Raw genomic sequence first — 15,462 nt, forward strand, 5'->3', positions numbered from 1 at the left:
GCAATATTGGTTTTTCTTATACAACTCCTCCAATGAAAATAGCCAGCATTGCCTCTCTTTAACAAGGACCTTCACATGGCTGGCGAAACCGCCCTGGCGACCCTGCTGCGCAGCATGAGCCCTCATCTGAATGACGGCGACTACGTGTTTTGCACCCTGCCCGATAACCACGTCCCTGCCGGTTGCGAGGTGATCGGCAGCTTTCGCGAACAGGAAGGCTTGACCCTGATCGTGGAGCGCCAGCAAGCCGAACAGGCCGGGCTGGCCTTCGACTATGTGGCCGCGTGGATCACCCTGAACGTGCACTCGGCACTCGAAGCGGTGGGGTTGACCGCCGCTTTCGCCAGCGCCCTGGGCCAGGCCGGGATCAGTTGCAATGTGATCGCCGGTTATTACCACGACCACCTGTTCGTCGGCCGCGCCGATGCGCAGCGCGCCTTGCAGGTGCTGCGGCAGTTGGCGGCGGACGCGGAGTAAACCCTATGTGGCAAAGCTATGTGAACGGGCTGTTGATCGCCCTCGGCCTGACCATGGCCATCGGCACGCAGAACGCTTTCGTACTGGCGCAAAGCCTGCGCCGTGAACATCACCTGCCGGTAGCGGCGCTGTGCATCGTGTGCGACGCGATCCTGGTCGCGGCCGGGGTGTTCGGCCTGGCCACGGTGCTGGCGCAGAACCCGCTGCTGCTGGCGATTGCACGCTGGGGCGGCGCGGCGTTCCTGTTGTGGTACGGCACCCTCGCCTTGCGTCGCGCGTTTTCGAAACAGAGCCTGGACCAGGACGAAGGCTTCAAGGCGCGCTCACTGCGCGCGGTGATGCTCAGCGCGTTGGCGGTGACGTTGCTCAACCCCCACGTCTACCTCGATACGGTGCTGCTGATCGGCTCACTGGGCGCGCAACAGGCGGCACCCGCAGCGTTCGTGGCCGGGGCCGCGAGCGCTTCATTCCTGTGGTTCGCCACACTGGCGCTCGGCGCTGCGTGGCTGGCGCCGTGGCTTGCGCGCCCGGCAACCTGGCGGCTGCTGGACCTCTTGGTGGCGGTGATGATGTTCAGCGTGGCCTACCAATTAATAAGCACGCCCTGAAGTTATTTCGAAAGGCTCTGGAACCTCTATCCCACACAGTTGTTGCGTGGTTTTGCCGCACCCCCGGTGCTATGATCCTGCCCCTGCGCCGCAAAGAGTACAAACTCCCCGGCGCTTGTTTGGCCGCCCGTGATCGGCCTTGCGCTCACCGCAACTGACCTGATTAGGAGAATCATCATGGCTTTCGAATTGCCGCCGCTGCCCTACGCACACGATGCCCTGCAGCCGCATATCTCCAAGGAAACCCTGGAGTATCACCACGACAAGCACCACAACACCTATGTCGTGAACCTGAACAACCTGGTGCCTGGCACCGAGTTCGAAGGCAAGACCCTGGAAGAGATCGTTACCTCTTCTTCGGGCGGCATCTTCAACAACGCCGCTCAGGTCTGGAATCACACGTTCTACTGGAACTGCCTGGCGCCAAACGCAGGCGGCCAACCGACCGGCGCACTGGCTGAAGCCATCAACGCAGCCTTCGGTTCCTTCGACAAGTTCAAGGAAGAGTTCACCAAGACGTCCGTCGGCACCTTCGGTTCCGGTTGGGGCTGGCTGGTGAAAAAGGCTGACGGTTCCCTGGCCCTGGCCAGCACCATCGGTGCCGGCAACCCGCTGACCAGCGGCGACACCCCGCTGCTGACCTGCGACGTGTGGGAACACGCCTACTACATCGACTACCGCAACGTGCGTCCAAAGTATGTGGAAGCGTTCTGGAACCTGGTCAACTGGAAGTTCGTGGCCGAGCAGTTCGAAGGCAAGACCTTCACTGCCTGAGTAACGCTTGCAGGATAAAGAGCCCGGCAATTGCCGGGCTTTTTTGTGGGCGATAATACTGAGCAGAGTGCGGGATGCATGGAACCAGGCGGTAACAATTTGCCACGCAGGCAGTGAGAGAAATAACTCTCTCATTTCATGCAGGAGAGTTCGCAATGGATCCTATATCGATGGGTATGTCGGCTATGTCAGCAATCATGCCGATGCTGGAAAAAGGCATGGACATGATGAGCAAGATGATGGATCAGCAACAGCAAGGTCGAGATCAGGGGCAGGGCAAAATCGGCGAAGACACACACAAAGCCAACTCCATGCAGATTACGTACAACTCGTAATAAGGCTGACCTGCGCGCGCGGGTCTCACGTCCAAGCGCCGTATCAGAGAGCGGCGGATGTCATCCGCCCTCTTCCCTGCCTCCCCTCCTTCAGCCTCTTGCGGTTGCCCGGTCCGAATGTTCCTTTGACTGCCATGCGTGGATTGCCAATACTCATGGCATATTGAAGGCCACCCGCATGAGACAAGGAATGCCCCTTTGAAGCTGGAACTCAAAAACAGCTTGTCGGTGAAGTTGCTACGGGTTGTGCTGCTGTCGGCGTTGATCGTGGGCGTGGCGCTGAGCGTGGCGCAGATCGTTTTCGATGCCTACAAGACGCGCCAGGCCGTGGCCGGCGATGCCCAGCGCATCCTCGACATGTTTCGCGACCCCTCCACCCAGGCCGTCTACAGCCTGGACCGCGAGATGGGCATGCAGGTGATCGAAGGGCTGTTTCAGGACGAAGCGGTGCGCACGGCCTCCATCGGCCACCCTAACGAAACCATGCTCGCGGAAAAGAACCGCCCCCTGGAGCAATCCGCCAGCCGCTGGTTGACCGACCTGATTCTGGGACAGGAACGTACGTTCACCACGTCACTGGTCGGCAAAGGCCCATACAGCGAGTATTACGGTGACCTGAGCATCACCCTCGACACCGCCACCTATGGCGAAGGTTTTCTGGTCAGCTCGGTGATCATTTTTATTTCCGGCGTGCTGCGTGCGCTGGCCATGGGGTTGGTGCTGTACCTGGTGTATCACTGGATGCTGACCCGCCCGCTGTCACGGATCATCGAGCACCTGACCTCGATCAACCCCGACCGGCCCAGCGAGCACAAGATCCCCCAACTCAAGGGCCATGAACGCAACGAATTGGGGCTGTGGATCACCACCGCCAACCAGTTGCTCGAATCCATCGAGCGCAACACCCACCTGCGCCACGAAGCCGAGTCCAGCCTGCTGCGCATGGCCCAGTATGACTTTCTCACCGGCCTGCCCAACCGGCAGAAGTTGCAGGAGCAACTGGACAAGATCCTGATCGATGCCGGCCGCCGGCAGCGCTGCGTGGCCGTGCTGTGCGTGGGGCTGGACGACTTCAAAAGTGTCAACGAGCAGTTCACCTACCAGACCGGCGACCGCTTGCTGCTGGCCCTGGCCGACCGGCTGCGGGCCCACAGCGGCCGGCTCGGCACCCTGGCGCGCCTGGGCGGCGACCAGTTTGCGCTGGTGCAGGCCGATATCGAACAGCCCTACGAAGCCGCCGAACTGGCGCAAAGCATCCTTGACGACCTGGAAGCGGAATTCGCCCTCGAGCACGAACACATCCGCCTGCGTGCCACCATTGGCATCACCCTGTTCCCGGAAGACGGTGACAGCACCGAGAAGCTGCTGCAGAAAGCCGAACAGACCATGACCCTGGCCAAGAGTCGCTCGCGCAACCGCTACCAGTTCTATATCGCCAGCGTCGACAGCGAAATTCGCCGCCGCCGCGAGCTGGAAAAGGACCTGCGCGAGGCCCTGGGCCGCGAGCAGTTTTACCTGGTGTACCAGCCGCAGATCAGTTACCGCGACCACCGCGTGGTCGGCGTTGAAGCGCTGATCCGCTGGCAGCACCCGGAACATGGCATGGTGCCGCCGGACCTGTTTATCCCGCTGGCGGAACAGAACGGCACTATTATTGCCATTGGCGAGTGGGTGCTGGACCAGGCCTGTCGGCAACTGCGCGAATGGCATGACGCGGGCTTCACCGCGCTGCGCATGGCGGTCAATCTGTCCACCGTACAGTTGCACCACAGCGAGTTGCCGCGCGTGGTCAACAACCTGATGCAGATCTACCGTCTGCCGACGGGCAGCCTTGAGCTGGAAGTGACCGAAACCGGCCTGATGGAAGACATCAGCACCGCCGCCCAGCACCTGCTGAGCCTGCGCCGCTCCGGCGCACTGATCGCCATCGATGACTTCGGCACCGGCTATTCATCCTTGAGTTACCTCAAGAGCCTGCCGCTGGACAAGATCAAGATCGACAAGAGTTTCGTGCAGGACCTGCTGGACGACGATGACGACGCCACCATCGTGCGCGCCATTATCCAACTGGGCAAAAGCTTGGGCATGCAGGTGATCGCCGAAGGAGTGGAGACCGCCGAGCAGGAGGCCTACATCATCTCCGAGGGTTGCCACGAGGGTCAGGGTTATCACTACAGCAAGCCGCTGCCGGCGCGGGAGTTGGCGGCGTACCTCAAGCAATCGGAGTGCGATCAGGCCACGATTCTTTAAACCGCGCCGGCGATACTTGATATTTCCCGCGTATAACCCTTTACACAAAATGCAAATCTTTCGCATTATGTCGCAGTTTTTGCGCGCCCCCGCGCGCCCTATCAACACTCGAAGCAGGATGTTCGCCATGATTCGTATGCCCCTGGCCACCGCCAGTCTGCTGGCCATTGCCATTTCTCTTGCCGGTTGCGGCGAAGGTAAAGACAAGGCTGCAGCACCTCAGGCGCCGACCCCGGCTGCCAGCACCACCGCTCCAGCGGCTGCCACAGCGGCAGGCAACGTCGACGAAGCGGCCGCCAAGGCTGTGGTCGCGCATTACGCTGACATGGTGTTCGCGGTGTACAGCGATGCCGAGTCCACCGCAAAAACCCTGCAGACCGCCGTCGACACTTTCCTTGCCAACCCGAACGAGCAAACCCTGAAAGCCGCACGCACCGCCTGGATCGCCGCGCGCGTGCCGTACCTGCAGAGTGAAGTGTTCCGCTTCGGCAACACCATCATCGACGACTGGGAAGGCCAGGTGAACGCCTGGCCCCTGGACGAAGGCCTGATCGACTACACCGACAAATCCTACGAGCACGCCCTGGGCAACCCGGGCGCCACCGCCAACATCATCGCCAACAACGAGATCCAGGTGGGCGAAGACAAGGTCGACGTCAAAGACATCACCCCGGAAAAGCTCGCCAGCCTCAATGAGCTGGGCGGTTCGGAGGCCAACGTCGCCACCGGCTACCACGCCATCGAATTCCTGCTGTGGGGCCAGGACCTCAACGGCACCGGCCCAGGCGCTGGCAACCGCCCGGCGTCGGACTACCTGACCGGCGACGGTGCCACCGGCGGCCACAACGAGCGCCGTCGCACCTACCTGCGTTCGGTGACCCAGCTGCTGGTCAGCGACCTCGAGGAAATGGTCGGCAACTGGAAGCCCAACGTCGAAGACAACTACCGCGCCACCCTGGAGTCAGAACCTGCCACCGACGGCCTGCGCAAGATGCTGTTCGGCATGGGCAGCCTGTCCTTGGGCGAGCTGGCCGGTGAACGCATGAAGGTGTCCCTGGAAGCCAACTCGCCGGAAGATGAACAGGACTGCTTCAGCGACAACACCCACAACTCGCATTTCTACGACGCCAAGGGCATCCGTAACGTCTACCTGGGCGAGTACACCCGCGTCGACGGCACCCAGATGACCGGCGCCAGCCTGTCGTCGCTGGTGGCCAAGGCCGATCCGGCTGCCGACGCGGCACTCAAGGCAGACCTCGCCGCTACCGAAGCGAAGATCCAGGTCATGGTCGACCACGCCAACAAGGGTGAGCACTACGACCAACTGATCGCCGCCGGTAACGATGCAGGCAACCAGATCGTGCGTGATGCGATCGCCGCGCTGGTCAAGCAGACCGGTTCGATCGAAGCCGCAGCAGGCAAGCTGGGCATCAGCGACCTGAACCCGGACAATGCCGATCACGAGTTCTGACCCGCACGGGTAACCGTCCTGCCTCAATGAAAATGCCCCGACTGGTTCGGGGCATTTTTTTGCGTGTGGGGTCGACGATCAAATCCTTATGATGAAGATGTCAGGCGGTCCGCCGAAGGGTGGCGAAGCGACGCCTCCCAGCAACGAGACAAACCTGTTGCTCGCCTGCGCGTCGGCGACCTGCGTACGTGTGTGGGTATTCATCAACGTGTCCTGAGGCTGCGTACGTATTGTACGAGTGCTGTGCATCGCCCCCCTTCTTATCTGCAACCAGTAAAGCCTCTCCCGTGCCGGACGCTTGAACAGCAATTCGCCGGGTACGTTATAGGCACTGACGATTTCATAGCCATCATCGGTTAGCACTCGTGTCATCAGTCTCTTGAGCGCTCCGTCATCAACGGCAGCCCTGTTTAAAAGAGTCGGCACTCGATCATTTCTGAACATCAACTGCGTGTTCCGCGCTGGCGGCCTATCCATCCACCAGACCCCGTGCGCGGGCCGGGTTCTGCGCAGTAGCGAAAACGGCTCTCCAAAGTACCACAACGGTGCCACCGACGAGGATGAACGCCAGCCGAGCAAGGTATGCTGCATGGCGATCATTCCATACGTTGTAAGTCGATCCGGGTTGGTCGCGTAAAACAAAGTCCGCGCGACATCCACTTGACTGGCTGCCGTCAACATCGGGAAAGACTCGGCTACCGAGGCGGAAAGTGTCTTTGGGAACGGCAGCGTGGTGTTATTGACCCAACGCCCATCACGGGAGGCGAAAATCACTTTTCGCGGCTGATCAAACCGGTCAACCCTGAGCATTTCTTCAAACGCTTCAAACGTGCGCAACCGTTGATTGGGCTTATGCATGAAAGTGATCTCCGGAAACGTTGCACCGCCGGCCGGCAAGACGGGAAAATATTGCTCATCTATTCTGATGTAATCGGTGCCGCGCAACGCCGGGTCCCCTCCAATACGTCGATAGCCACTCAATGTGCTATCCCGGAGCTGGATCTCGACGGGATCGATGGTTTGCCCCCAGTCAAGGAATCGCGCCACCGGTGATCTGCTGGAGCTTCCCTGGCTGGGCCCGGGTGTCGGCTCGATAGAAGCCCCCAGTAGGTCGGTGAGTAATTCAGCCCCGCGAAGGCGAGCCATCAATTGTTCAGGGGATACCAGCAAATACTGATGAAAACCATCCAGAGATGCGTTCGACCGGAGATAGTGAACCAGGCTCAATTGAAATTCAGTTTCATGCCCACTGGGAAAAGCGAACGACTCAAACACCCGACGGACCTGATGCTCGCTCAGATAAGGATAAAGCTGCTGTAACCCTTCTCTGGGCGACAAGCCGCCCCGCAAGCCCGTGCCGGGATGCGACCCGACTTCCCATCGGCCATTCTTGTCCAGACGAATAGGGTCATGGTGATACCGATGAGGTTTGCGCGCGTCCTTGATCCGCCAGGCCTGTTCGCCACCTTCATCTACCAGCGAGAACCAGCGCCCCCGCTCCTTGAGAAAGTACTGCCGAGGACTTTGCGCGGTCGAAGGTCGGTAGAAAATGCCCTTGTCTGACCAGCCTTGCACCGGGCTGAGATTGTCGGGTGTTATCTTCAGGGCCATCTGCGGATTCAACCCGCGCGGCACATGCGGCACACGCAGAGAGGGCTTGGAGAAACCCAGGGCACCGTCGACCAACGCCCCGACGAACTCACCCAACGCCCGGACAATGTGGTTGGCCGTTTCCTCACGGTCCCCCACGGCAGCGGCCTCTATCGCGGACAACACAGAGATCAGACTTCTGGCCAGGCCCAGGGGAAACGTGATGTATACGGGCAGCACCAGGGTAAGGACATCCAGCGCCGCAGTGACCGCCGTTGTAACCGTTTCAAGGTCTGTTTCGCCAGTGGTTGTCGATTGGGCGTCAGCATCGTTGATTACCGTGCTGGCTGCTATTTCGTATGCCTCATCGAAAATGTTTTTGTCGATCCTCGGAAAGTGCACTGCAGCTTGCGAGATAGTTGCGCGCAGCAAGGTGCGGATTCGTCTCTGCTCAGTGCGCCGCACTCTGCCCACCAGGTAATCACGCCAGGAGCTGTCGTAGATAAACGTACGGAACAGCTGATCACCGGAAAACTCATAAAACACACGCCCTCCAGGTGCCTGTGGCGCGTAAATCACGTTCGACAAAGCACTGGTGGACGACGCGGAACAAATCAGCAACACGCCGCGCACCCGCTCTCCTCTTAGCATCAAACTTTTCACCACAATGCGGTGGCCTTCTACCGTCTCGCGTCGGTCGTTGTCCTCGGGCTGATCAAGCACCACTCGTACCCAATTGAAACCGCGCTGCGCCTGGTCCGGAAGAAAGTCACCGGCGATTTTCGCCTCAATGGCATCCAGCCGCATTTGTCGGGCCAGGCATCGGGCGTAATGGGTTTTCCGGGCGAGCGCCTCGGGTGAGGTAATCAACCGGTCCCTCAGCAAGGTGTCGTAACTGTTACCGACATTCGCGCTGCGCACCAACGTCTTCACCTGCTCGACGGTCAAGGCTGTGTATGCCACGCCCTTTTTGTCCGTCAGCCGAGAGAAGTTGGTGAAGTTGACGTCCAGCCCGCCCACATTCTCAAGGCCCAACTCGGTCAAGCTGCGTTGACGATGTCGCCAGGTCGGCGTCCCCGGGTCCCTGATGATTGAGCCATGAGCACCTGGCACGTAAGGCACCTGCTCAACGTTAGGCTCTTTGGTGTGAATGACAATATCGTCCGGATCGGCTTGCAGGCCAAATTGCGCTTCAAGCAGTGCACTCAGTTGTGCCTTGCTGTAGGCCAGCAAAACGGTTTTATCACTGAACTGGGCAAAGGACGGCAACCCCTCCTCCTCAGTCGGATTCAACAGCTCATCACAGTAGTCTCGCATCGCTGCTTGCCAGGCCAGCTTGTCGGCATTACTCGCTTGCTCGAGAAAGATCTTGAGTCGGGCCTGGCCACGCTTTTTAAAGCGCGCGTAAAGCACCCCACTGCTATCGAAGGCCGAGGTCAGGTCGGTTACTTGATCCAGGTTTTGCGGCAACCAGCCACGGTCTACCTGCGCAGTAAGTGCCCTGTAGCGGGCCAGCGTGGAAATGAAGTCCTCTTGATGCCTGAGATATTGAGCTTCAACAGACTGGCTGAACGGAGAGTCCAGCCATTCAAGATATTTTATTTGCTCGCTCGACTTGCCCGCACGGTGCAGGTCCAACCCATGGGGCTGGTCTTTTTGCGCCATCAACGCCAACAGGCTGGTGAACGCCTCGGGATGGTTCAAACGCCGGTGAAGCTCCCGGTCAAGACTGGCCAGCGAATCAAATTCTTCAAGACCGCTGCCCGGAATAAACAGCAGCACGATCCCCAGATTCATCCCCGCATTGACAGGGCGTACCTGTGGTACGACGGGTGTGTCCGTCTCGCTGACAACTTCGCCGTCCTGCGGATCGCGGCCGGTCAAAACAAACGCGCCGTACAGCAATGGGTCAGACTCCGCGCCGTTCATGGCAAGGCGATAGACACAAGGTCTATACCCTTCAATCGTCTGACGCTCCAATGCGCCGGGATAACGCATCACCTTATTGAGCAATATCTCGCCCGCGATCGAGATCAAGTTATCGCTCCTGAGCAACAGCATTTCGGTTCGTAGTTGTTCGATCAGGATGCCGACCAGCCTCTCTCTACGGGAACCTGCATCGACCGCTCCTTCGGCGGTGTGGTCCCAATAAGCTTGCATGAAGGCCTTGTAGCGTGGCACCAGCCCCGTGGCCAGGCTATCGACAAACTCATCGAATGCCTGGGCGGTCAATTCCGGCACAGGCTGTGGGTCGGTGTTTTCAGCGGTGGCTCGCAGGAACAACGTGTTGTGACGGGCGCAGGTCGACGTCTTGCCCGTCACAATGCGCTCAATCACGGCGTCCAGGACCGTCGCAAGCAAGGGCGCAGTGTCCGGGGCCTGGCTGAGTAGAGGTGTGGTCGGCAGTACTTCGCGGGACTGGACGTACCCCTTGCGTACCTCCAGCCTGGGTGTCAGCGTGCTGAAGTGCTGATCAAAGCGGTGCTGCACAAAATCCTCAAACCCGGGTTGGGGCACCAGCAGCTCCACGGCGCGGCTACCGAGGCTGGACAAGGTCAGTGCCAGGGATATTTGTGAGGCACTGTCTTTGGCACTCAAACGCTGCATCAACGGCGAGGCAGTTAACGATTCATACGACATGACGGTCTCTTCGAAAAACGTGGAAGCCGCCATGCTGACGAACCGAACCGCTGCTCGTGCTTTATACATATGTGGGTAAGCCACACCGGTTTACATGCCCTGTACCCCGGGTAGAATGGCGCCTTCCCCTGATACCCGAGCAGAATTCATGGCGTTGCCGACCTTACGCATCATCGGTTTCATCATCGGCATCTTCCTGATCACCCTCGCGATCGCCATGGTCGTGCCCATGGCCACGCTGGTGATCTTCGACCGCACCGGCGACCTGCCCTCGTTTCTGTGGGCCAGCCTGATCACCTTTATCGCCGGCCTGGCCCTGGTGATTCCCGGCCGCCCCGAGCATGTGCACCTGCGCCCGCGGGACATGTATCTGCTAACCGTGACCAGTTGGGTGGTGGTGTGCATATTCGCTGCACTGCCGTTTCTGCTGACCCAGCACATCAGCTACACCGACTCGTTTTTTGAAAGCATGTCCGGCATCACCGCCACCGGCTCCACGGTGTTGAGCGGGTTGGACAGCATGTCGCCGGGCATCCTGATGTGGCGCTCGCTGCTGCACTGGCTGGGCGGTATCGGCTTTATCGGCATGGCGGTGGCGATTCTGCCGCTGCTGCGCATTGGTGGCATGCGCCTGTTCCAGACCGAGTCCTCGGACCGCTCGGAGAAGGTCATGCCGCGCTCGCACATGGTGGCGCGCCTGATCGTGGCGGCCTACGTCGGCATCACCATCCTCGGCAGCCTGGCGTTCTGGTGGGCCGGGATGGGTTTGTTCGACGCGATCAACCACGCGATGTCGGCGATTTCCACCGGTGGTTTTTCCACCTCCGACGAGTCCCTTGCGCACTGGAAACAACCGGCCGTGCACTGGGTGGCGGTGGTAGTGATGATCCTCGGCAGCTTGCCGTTCACCTTGTATGTGGCCACCTTGCGCGGTAACCGCCGGGCACTGATCAAGGATCAGCAGGTACAGGGCCTGCTCGGTTTGCTGGTGGTGACCTGGCTGGTGCTGGGCACCTGGTACTGGTGGACCACCAACCTGCATTGGCTGGAGGCGCTGCGCCATGTGGCGTTGAACGTCACCTCGGTGGTGACTACCACTGGCTTTGCCTTGGGGGACTACAGCCTTTGGGGCAACTTCTCACTGATGCTGTTTTTCTACCTGGGCTTTATCGGCGGCTGCTCGGGCTCGACCGCCGGTGGGATCAAGATTTTTCGCTTCCAGGTCGCCTATATCCTGCTCAAGGTCAACTTGAACCAGTTGATTCACCCGCGCGCGGTGATCAAGCAGAAGTACAACGGCCACCGGCTCGACGAAGAAATCGTGCGGTCGATCCTGACCTTTTCGTTTTTCTTCGCCATCACCATCTGCGCCATTGCCCTGGCCTTGTCATTGCTGGGCCTGGACTGGATGACCGCGCTGACCGGCGCCGCCAGTACCGTGTCTGGAGTAGGCCCGGGCCTTGGCGAAACCATCGGGCCGGCCGGCAATTTTTCCAGCCTGCCGGATGCGGCCAAGTGGATCCTGTCGCTGGGGATGCTGCTGGGCCGGCTGGAAATCATTACGGTCTTTGTTCTATGCATTCCGGCGTTCTGGCGTCACTGACCGTCGACGTCTGCAGCAGCCGCGCCCGGTACTCGCCAGGGGTGGCATCGAACCAGCGGCGAAACGCGCGGAAGAAGTTGCTAGGGTCAGCAAAGCCCAGCAGGTAGGCGATTTCCAATAAGGTCATGCTCGGCTGCGCCAGGTACTGCTCGGCCAGTTCGCGGCGGGTGTCGTCAAGCAGCGCCTGAAAACTGGTGCCCTCCTCCTGCAAACGCCGCTGCAAGGTGCGCTGTGACAGGTGCAGGGTCTGGGCCACCACTTCACGCTTGGGTTCGCCCTGGGGCAGCAGGCGGCACAGCACCTGGCGTGCCTTGTGGGTCACGCGACTTTCGGAAAACCGCGCCAGGTACTCACCGGCAAAGCGGTCGTGCAACAGCGCCATGGCCTCGTTGGCCGTGGGCAGCGGCGCGTCCATGTCGGCACGTTCAAAGATCAGCGCGTCATAGGGCGCTTCGAATTCCAGGGGGGCATGGAACGCTTGCCTGTAGGGCGCAAGATCCGCCGGCTGAGCGCCCTGCAGCAGCACCTTGCGCGGTTGCAGGGTGCGCCCGGTCAACCAGCCGCACAGCGCCAACGCACTGGCCAGTGATGCTTCGGCGCTTTGCCGGGTGGGAGGGAGGTGGTCGCCATGCACGGTCAGAATCAGCGCATAGCCTTCGGGCAAGAGTCTGAAACTCAAGTCGGCGCTTTCGGCAATGATGCGCTGGTAACGCACCAGGCGCATGAAGCCTTCGGCCAGGGTGTTGCTGGACATCAGCGCATACCCGGCCACATGAAACGACGCCGGGCGCACCACCTTGCCCATGTTCAGGCCAATCGCCGGGTTGCCCGACAGCTCCACCGCACGCTGCCACAGACGCGTCATCGAGTCCTGCGGGAAACGCGCGTCGGGGTCGCTCAGCGCGGCATAGTCCAGACCCAATTGCCTAAACAGGGTACGGCAGTCCAGGCCGTCCATTTCCAATGCCTTGACTATTCCCATCGCCCAGCTTGCAGAAGTTGTTCGTTCGCTCATGGCGTCTTCTTAATTAGGCTGGCTTAAAGGGCAGCCAGGAAGCCAAGGATACTAAAGTGGCATCTATTGTCACTGGCTGTTACCACTGTTCACTCTAGACTCAATTAAGCTCCCCGCCGAACATCTGTTGGGCGGCACAACAATCAAAGGGCCGCCAATTTTGGAAAACGTCAGGAAATTCAACAGCTTTGCCGAATTTTACCCGTATTACCTGAGTGAACATGGCAACAGCACCTGCCGTCGCCTGCACTTCATCGGCACTACGCTGGTGATCGGGATTCTGGCGTATGCCATCGGCAGAGGCTCATTGGCGCTGTTGATCGCCTTGCCAATTGCCGGCTACAGCTTTGCCTGGATTGGTCACTTTTTCTTTGAAAAGAACCGTCCGGCAACCTTCCAGCATCCGTTCTACAGCTTGTTGGGTGACTTTGTGATGTACCGCGACATGATTCTGGGCAAGGTGCCCTTCTAGCGATTTAATAGTCTGTTTGTCATTTACAGTGCTGTATCCTGCCAAGGCTTTTTGAGAGCGCGGAATCACCTGCGATTGAAAAAACAGACTTTGCAAGGAGCGACGACGATGCACGAGATACCTAATCTCCCCTTCCCAAGCCTGCACGAAACTGAGCAGCCAACCCCGCAACAGGCCAGCGAGAAGCAGCCTGAAGCCAAACAAGCACAACCAGTGGCCAGCGAAAGCCAGGACTGACGCCGTACCAGACCGTGTGGAAAGCGCAATGTGAGCGCTTTCCACACTGCCTGAACCATGAGATACCCGCCATGACCGATCAATCCTCCACTACCGCCCCCGACGCCGCCGTACTCGACACTGCCTTGCAGATGGTCGAAGTGTGGAACCGCCTCAGCGAAGACAAGCAAGCGCTATTGCTCAAGCGTTTCGGCACCCAGGAAAACGCCCTCGCCGCCCTGGTCACCACGCAACTGCTCGCCCCTACCCAGCCCTGATCACGATTTTTTCTTTTTGCAGCCCCTGCGCAGGCTGAAGCATCGGTATCATTAGCAGCCTATCTTTACCTGCTGCGACAGTGGACCCTCTCCCATGCCAGATACCCAGCGCCCCATGGCGGTCACGCTGCAAGTTGTTTCCATCGTAATGTTCACCTTTATCGGCTACCTGAACATCGGCATTCCCCTGGCCGTACTGCCGGGCTATGTCCACAGCGAGCTGGGCTATGGCGCGGTCATCGCCGGGCTGGTGATCAGCGTGCAATACCTGGCCACCCTGCTGAGCCGCCCTTATGCCGGGCGCATGATCGACACACTGGGCTGCAAGCGCGCGGTGCTGATCGGCATGGCCGGTTGTGGCCTGAGCGGTGTGTTCATGCTGCTTGCGGCGTGGCTTGCGAGTTTTCCGGCGCTCAGCCTGGCCAGCCTGTTTATCGGCCGGCTGGTGCTGGGCAGCGCCGAGAGCCTGGTCGGATCGGGCGCCATCGGCTGGGGCATCGGCCGTGTGGGGGCTGCCAATACCGCCAAAGTCATCTCGTGGAACGGCATCGCCAGCTATGGCGCATTGGCCGTCGGCGCGCCGTTGGGTGTGGTGTTGGTCAGCCAGCTCGGGCTGTGGAGCATGGGCGTGAGCATCATTTTGCTGGGGGTGTTGGGCGTAGCGCTGGGCTGGCGCAAGGAGGCGGTGCCGATTGTGGCCGGTGTGCGCCTGCCGTTCATGAATGTACTGGGCCGGGTTTTCCCCCACGGCTGCGCGCTGGCGTTGGGCTCTATCGGCTTTGGCACCATCGCCACCTTTATCACTTTGTACTACACCACCCAGCATTGGGATAACGCGGTGTGGGCCCTGAGCCTGTTCGGTGCCAGCTTTATCGGCGCGCGGCTGTTGTTCGGCAACCTGATTAACCGCATCGGCGGTTTTCGGGTGGCGATCGCGTGCCTGTCGGTGGAAATTCTCGGCCTGCTGCTGTTATGGCTGGCGCCGGACGCGCACCTGGCACTGGCCGGCGCGGCGTTGAGCGGCTTCGGATTTTCCCTGGTGTTTCCGGCGCTGGGCGTGGAAGCGGTGAACCTGGTGCCAGCCTCCAGCCGTGGCTCTGCGGTGGGGGCCTACTCGCTGTTTATCGACTTGTCGCTGGGCATTACCGGCCCATTGGCCGGAGCCGTGGCAGCAGGGTTCGGTTTTGCCTCGATCTTCCTGTTCGCCGCACTTGCCGCCCTGGGTGGCATGCTGCTGTGCCTGTACCTTTACCGCCAGGCACCCAAGGCCCGCGAAGCGCGCAACGCCTAGAAATCGACCTTGCCGCGCCCGGCCTTGATGCTGCCGCGCTTGGTCTTGGATTCGAGCCGACGCTTTTTCGAACCCAGCGTGGGCTTGGTGGGCCGGCGCTTCTTCTCGACCTTGGTGGCGCTCTGGATCAACTCCACGAGACGCTCCAGCGCATCGGCACGGTTCTGTTCCTGGGTCCGGTATTGCTGGGCCTTGAGCACCAGCACGCCGTCACTGGTAATCCGACTGTCGCGCAGCGCCAGCAGGCGCTCTTTGTAGAACTCCGGCAACGACGACCCTGGAATATCAAAGCGCAGGTGCACCGCACTCGACACCTTGTTGACGTTCTGCCCACCCGCGCCCTGGGCGCGAATGGCAGTCAGCTCAATCTCGGCGTCGGGGAGGTGGACGGTGTTGGAAATCACCAGCATGACAAGCCCGACTCCAGATTCAAGGGTTTATA

At 60.2% G+C, this 15,462-nt stretch carries 14 protein-coding genes; 11 read left to right on the forward strand and 3 right to left on the reverse strand.

All coding sequences use genetic code 11. The features are described 5' to 3' along the window. Positions 1-75: 75 nt before the first annotated feature. The 6 genes from VRB54_RS18425 to VRB54_RS18450 all read left to right on the forward strand — a co-directional run bounded on the left by VRB54_RS18425 (position 76) and on the right by VRB54_RS18450 (position 5,915). Complete coding sequence (locus VRB54_RS18425) at positions 76-477, forward strand: ACT domain-containing protein (RefSeq protein ID WP_338478304.1); 402 nt, start codon at positions 76-78, stop codon at positions 475-477. Positions 478-482: 5 nt separating this feature from the next. Then, positions 483-1,085, forward strand: a complete 603-nt coding sequence (locus VRB54_RS18430) for a LysE/ArgO family amino acid transporter (protein ID WP_338478305.1) — start codon at positions 483-485, stop codon at positions 1,083-1,085. 177 nt (positions 1,086-1,262) lie between these two features. Continuing rightward, on the forward strand, positions 1,263-1,859 hold the full coding sequence (locus tag VRB54_RS18435) for a superoxide dismutase (protein WP_003237774.1): 597 nt from the start codon (positions 1,263-1,265) through the stop codon (positions 1,857-1,859). A 155-nt stretch (positions 1,860-2,014) separates the two neighbouring features. Beyond that, positions 2,015-2,194 carry a hypothetical protein gene (locus VRB54_RS18440; RefSeq protein WP_338478306.1) on the forward strand — a complete coding sequence of 60 codons (180 nt, stop codon included), beginning with the start codon at positions 2,015-2,017 and terminating at the stop codon, positions 2,192-2,194. A gap of 198 nt (positions 2,195-2,392) precedes the next feature. Further along, the gene (locus tag VRB54_RS18445; RefSeq protein WP_338478307.1) at positions 2,393-4,444 is read left to right on the forward strand and encodes a putative bifunctional diguanylate cyclase/phosphodiesterase; all 2,052 of its coding nucleotides are present in this window, start codon (positions 2,393-2,395) and stop codon (positions 4,442-4,444) included. 127 nt (positions 4,445-4,571) lie between these two features. Beyond that, entirely contained in the window at positions 4,572-5,915 is a 1,344-nt protein-coding gene (locus VRB54_RS18450) for an imelysin family protein (RefSeq protein WP_338478308.1), read from the forward strand. A gap of 78 nt (positions 5,916-5,993) precedes the next feature. On the opposite strand, the gene VRB54_RS18455 is transcribed toward VRB54_RS18450, so the two are convergent. Next, positions 5,994-10,145: a dermonecrotic toxin domain-containing protein gene (locus VRB54_RS18455; RefSeq protein WP_338478309.1), complete on the reverse strand. Its 4,152-nt coding sequence runs from the start codon at positions 10,143-10,145 to the stop codon at positions 5,994-5,996. A gap of 148 nt (positions 10,146-10,293) precedes the next feature. On the opposite strand from VRB54_RS18455, the gene VRB54_RS18460 reads away from it, so the two are divergent. After that, positions 10,294-11,748, forward strand: a complete 1,455-nt coding sequence (locus tag VRB54_RS18460) for a TrkH family potassium uptake protein (protein WP_338478310.1) — start codon at positions 10,294-10,296, stop codon at positions 11,746-11,748. On the opposite strand, the gene VRB54_RS18465 is transcribed toward VRB54_RS18460, so the two are convergent. After that, positions 11,705-12,763, reverse strand: a complete 1,059-nt coding sequence (locus tag VRB54_RS18465) for an AraC family transcriptional regulator (RefSeq protein ID WP_338478311.1) — start codon at positions 12,761-12,763, stop codon at positions 11,705-11,707. The genes VRB54_RS18460 and VRB54_RS18465 overlap by 44 nt on opposite strands. A gap of 160 nt (positions 12,764-12,923) precedes the next feature. On the opposite strand from VRB54_RS18465, the gene VRB54_RS18470 reads away from it, so the two are divergent. From VRB54_RS18470 to VRB54_RS18485, 4 genes are all read left to right on the forward strand, one after another. After that, the gene (locus VRB54_RS18470) at positions 12,924-13,235 is read left to right on the forward strand and encodes a DUF962 domain-containing protein (protein WP_209984171.1); all 312 of its coding nucleotides are present in this window, start codon (positions 12,924-12,926) and stop codon (positions 13,233-13,235) included. 108 nt (positions 13,236-13,343) lie between these two features. Continuing rightward, a complete protein-coding gene (locus VRB54_RS18475) occupies positions 13,344-13,472 on the forward strand; it encodes a hypothetical protein (RefSeq protein WP_269457977.1) in 129 nt (42 codons plus the stop codon). 71 nt (positions 13,473-13,543) lie between these two features. Next, complete coding sequence (locus VRB54_RS18480; protein WP_338478312.1) at positions 13,544-13,729, forward strand: hypothetical protein; 186 nt, start codon at positions 13,544-13,546, stop codon at positions 13,727-13,729. Positions 13,730-13,823: 94 nt separating this feature from the next. Continuing rightward, positions 13,824-15,020 (forward strand): MFS transporter, encoded by a 1,197-nt coding sequence (locus VRB54_RS18485; protein ID WP_338478313.1) that lies wholly within the window; start codon positions 13,824-13,826, stop codon positions 15,018-15,020. On the opposite strand, the gene arfB is transcribed toward VRB54_RS18485, so the two are convergent. After that, entirely contained in the window at positions 15,017-15,430 is a 414-nt protein-coding gene (arfB, locus tag VRB54_RS18490) for an alternative ribosome rescue aminoacyl-tRNA hydrolase ArfB (protein ID WP_015372825.1), read from the reverse strand. The two genes, VRB54_RS18485 and arfB, sit on opposite strands and share 4 nt — an antisense overlap. Positions 15,431-15,462: the final 32 nt, after the last annotated feature.

Source organism: Pseudomonas trivialis (assembly GCF_036864995.1).
Taxonomy (GTDB): Bacteria; Pseudomonadota; Gammaproteobacteria; order Pseudomonadales; family Pseudomonadaceae; genus Aquipseudomonas; species Aquipseudomonas trivialis.

What these genes read in the sequence shown, in the direction of transcription:
- VRB54_RS18480 (WP_338478312.1), top strand. Translation starts at nt 13,544, where the DNA reads ATGACCGATCAATCCTCCACTACCGCCCCCGACGCCGCCGTACTCGAC.
- VRB54_RS18455 (WP_338478309.1), bottom strand. Translation starts at nt 10,145, where the DNA reads ATGTCGTATGAATCGTTAACTGCCTCGCCGTTGATGCAGCGTTTGAGT.
- VRB54_RS18435 (WP_003237774.1), top strand. Translation starts at nt 1,263, where the DNA reads ATGGCTTTCGAATTGCCGCCGCTGCCCTACGCACACGATGCCCTGCAG.
- VRB54_RS18425 (WP_338478304.1), top strand. Translation starts at nt 76, where the DNA reads ATGGCTGGCGAAACCGCCCTGGCGACCCTGCTGCGCAGCATGAGCCCT.
- VRB54_RS18430 (WP_338478305.1), top strand. Translation starts at nt 483, where the DNA reads ATGTGGCAAAGCTATGTGAACGGGCTGTTGATCGCCCTCGGCCTGACC.
- VRB54_RS18450 (WP_338478308.1), top strand. Translation starts at nt 4,572, where the DNA reads ATGATTCGTATGCCCCTGGCCACCGCCAGTCTGCTGGCCATTGCCATT.
- VRB54_RS18465 (WP_338478311.1), bottom strand. Translation starts at nt 12,763, where the DNA reads ATGAGCGAACGAACAACTTCTGCAAGCTGGGCGATGGGAATAGTCAAG.
- VRB54_RS18485 (WP_338478313.1), top strand. Translation starts at nt 13,824, where the DNA reads ATGCCAGATACCCAGCGCCCCATGGCGGTCACGCTGCAAGTTGTTTCC.
- VRB54_RS18475 (WP_269457977.1), top strand. Translation starts at nt 13,344, where the DNA reads ATGCACGAGATACCTAATCTCCCCTTCCCAAGCCTGCACGAAACTGAG.
- VRB54_RS18460 (WP_338478310.1), top strand. Translation starts at nt 10,294, where the DNA reads ATGGCGTTGCCGACCTTACGCATCATCGGTTTCATCATCGGCATCTTC.
- arfB (WP_015372825.1), bottom strand. Translation starts at nt 15,430, where the DNA reads ATGCTGGTGATTTCCAACACCGTCCACCTCCCCGACGCCGAGATTGAG.
- VRB54_RS18440 (WP_338478306.1), top strand. Translation starts at nt 2,015, where the DNA reads ATGGATCCTATATCGATGGGTATGTCGGCTATGTCAGCAATCATGCCG.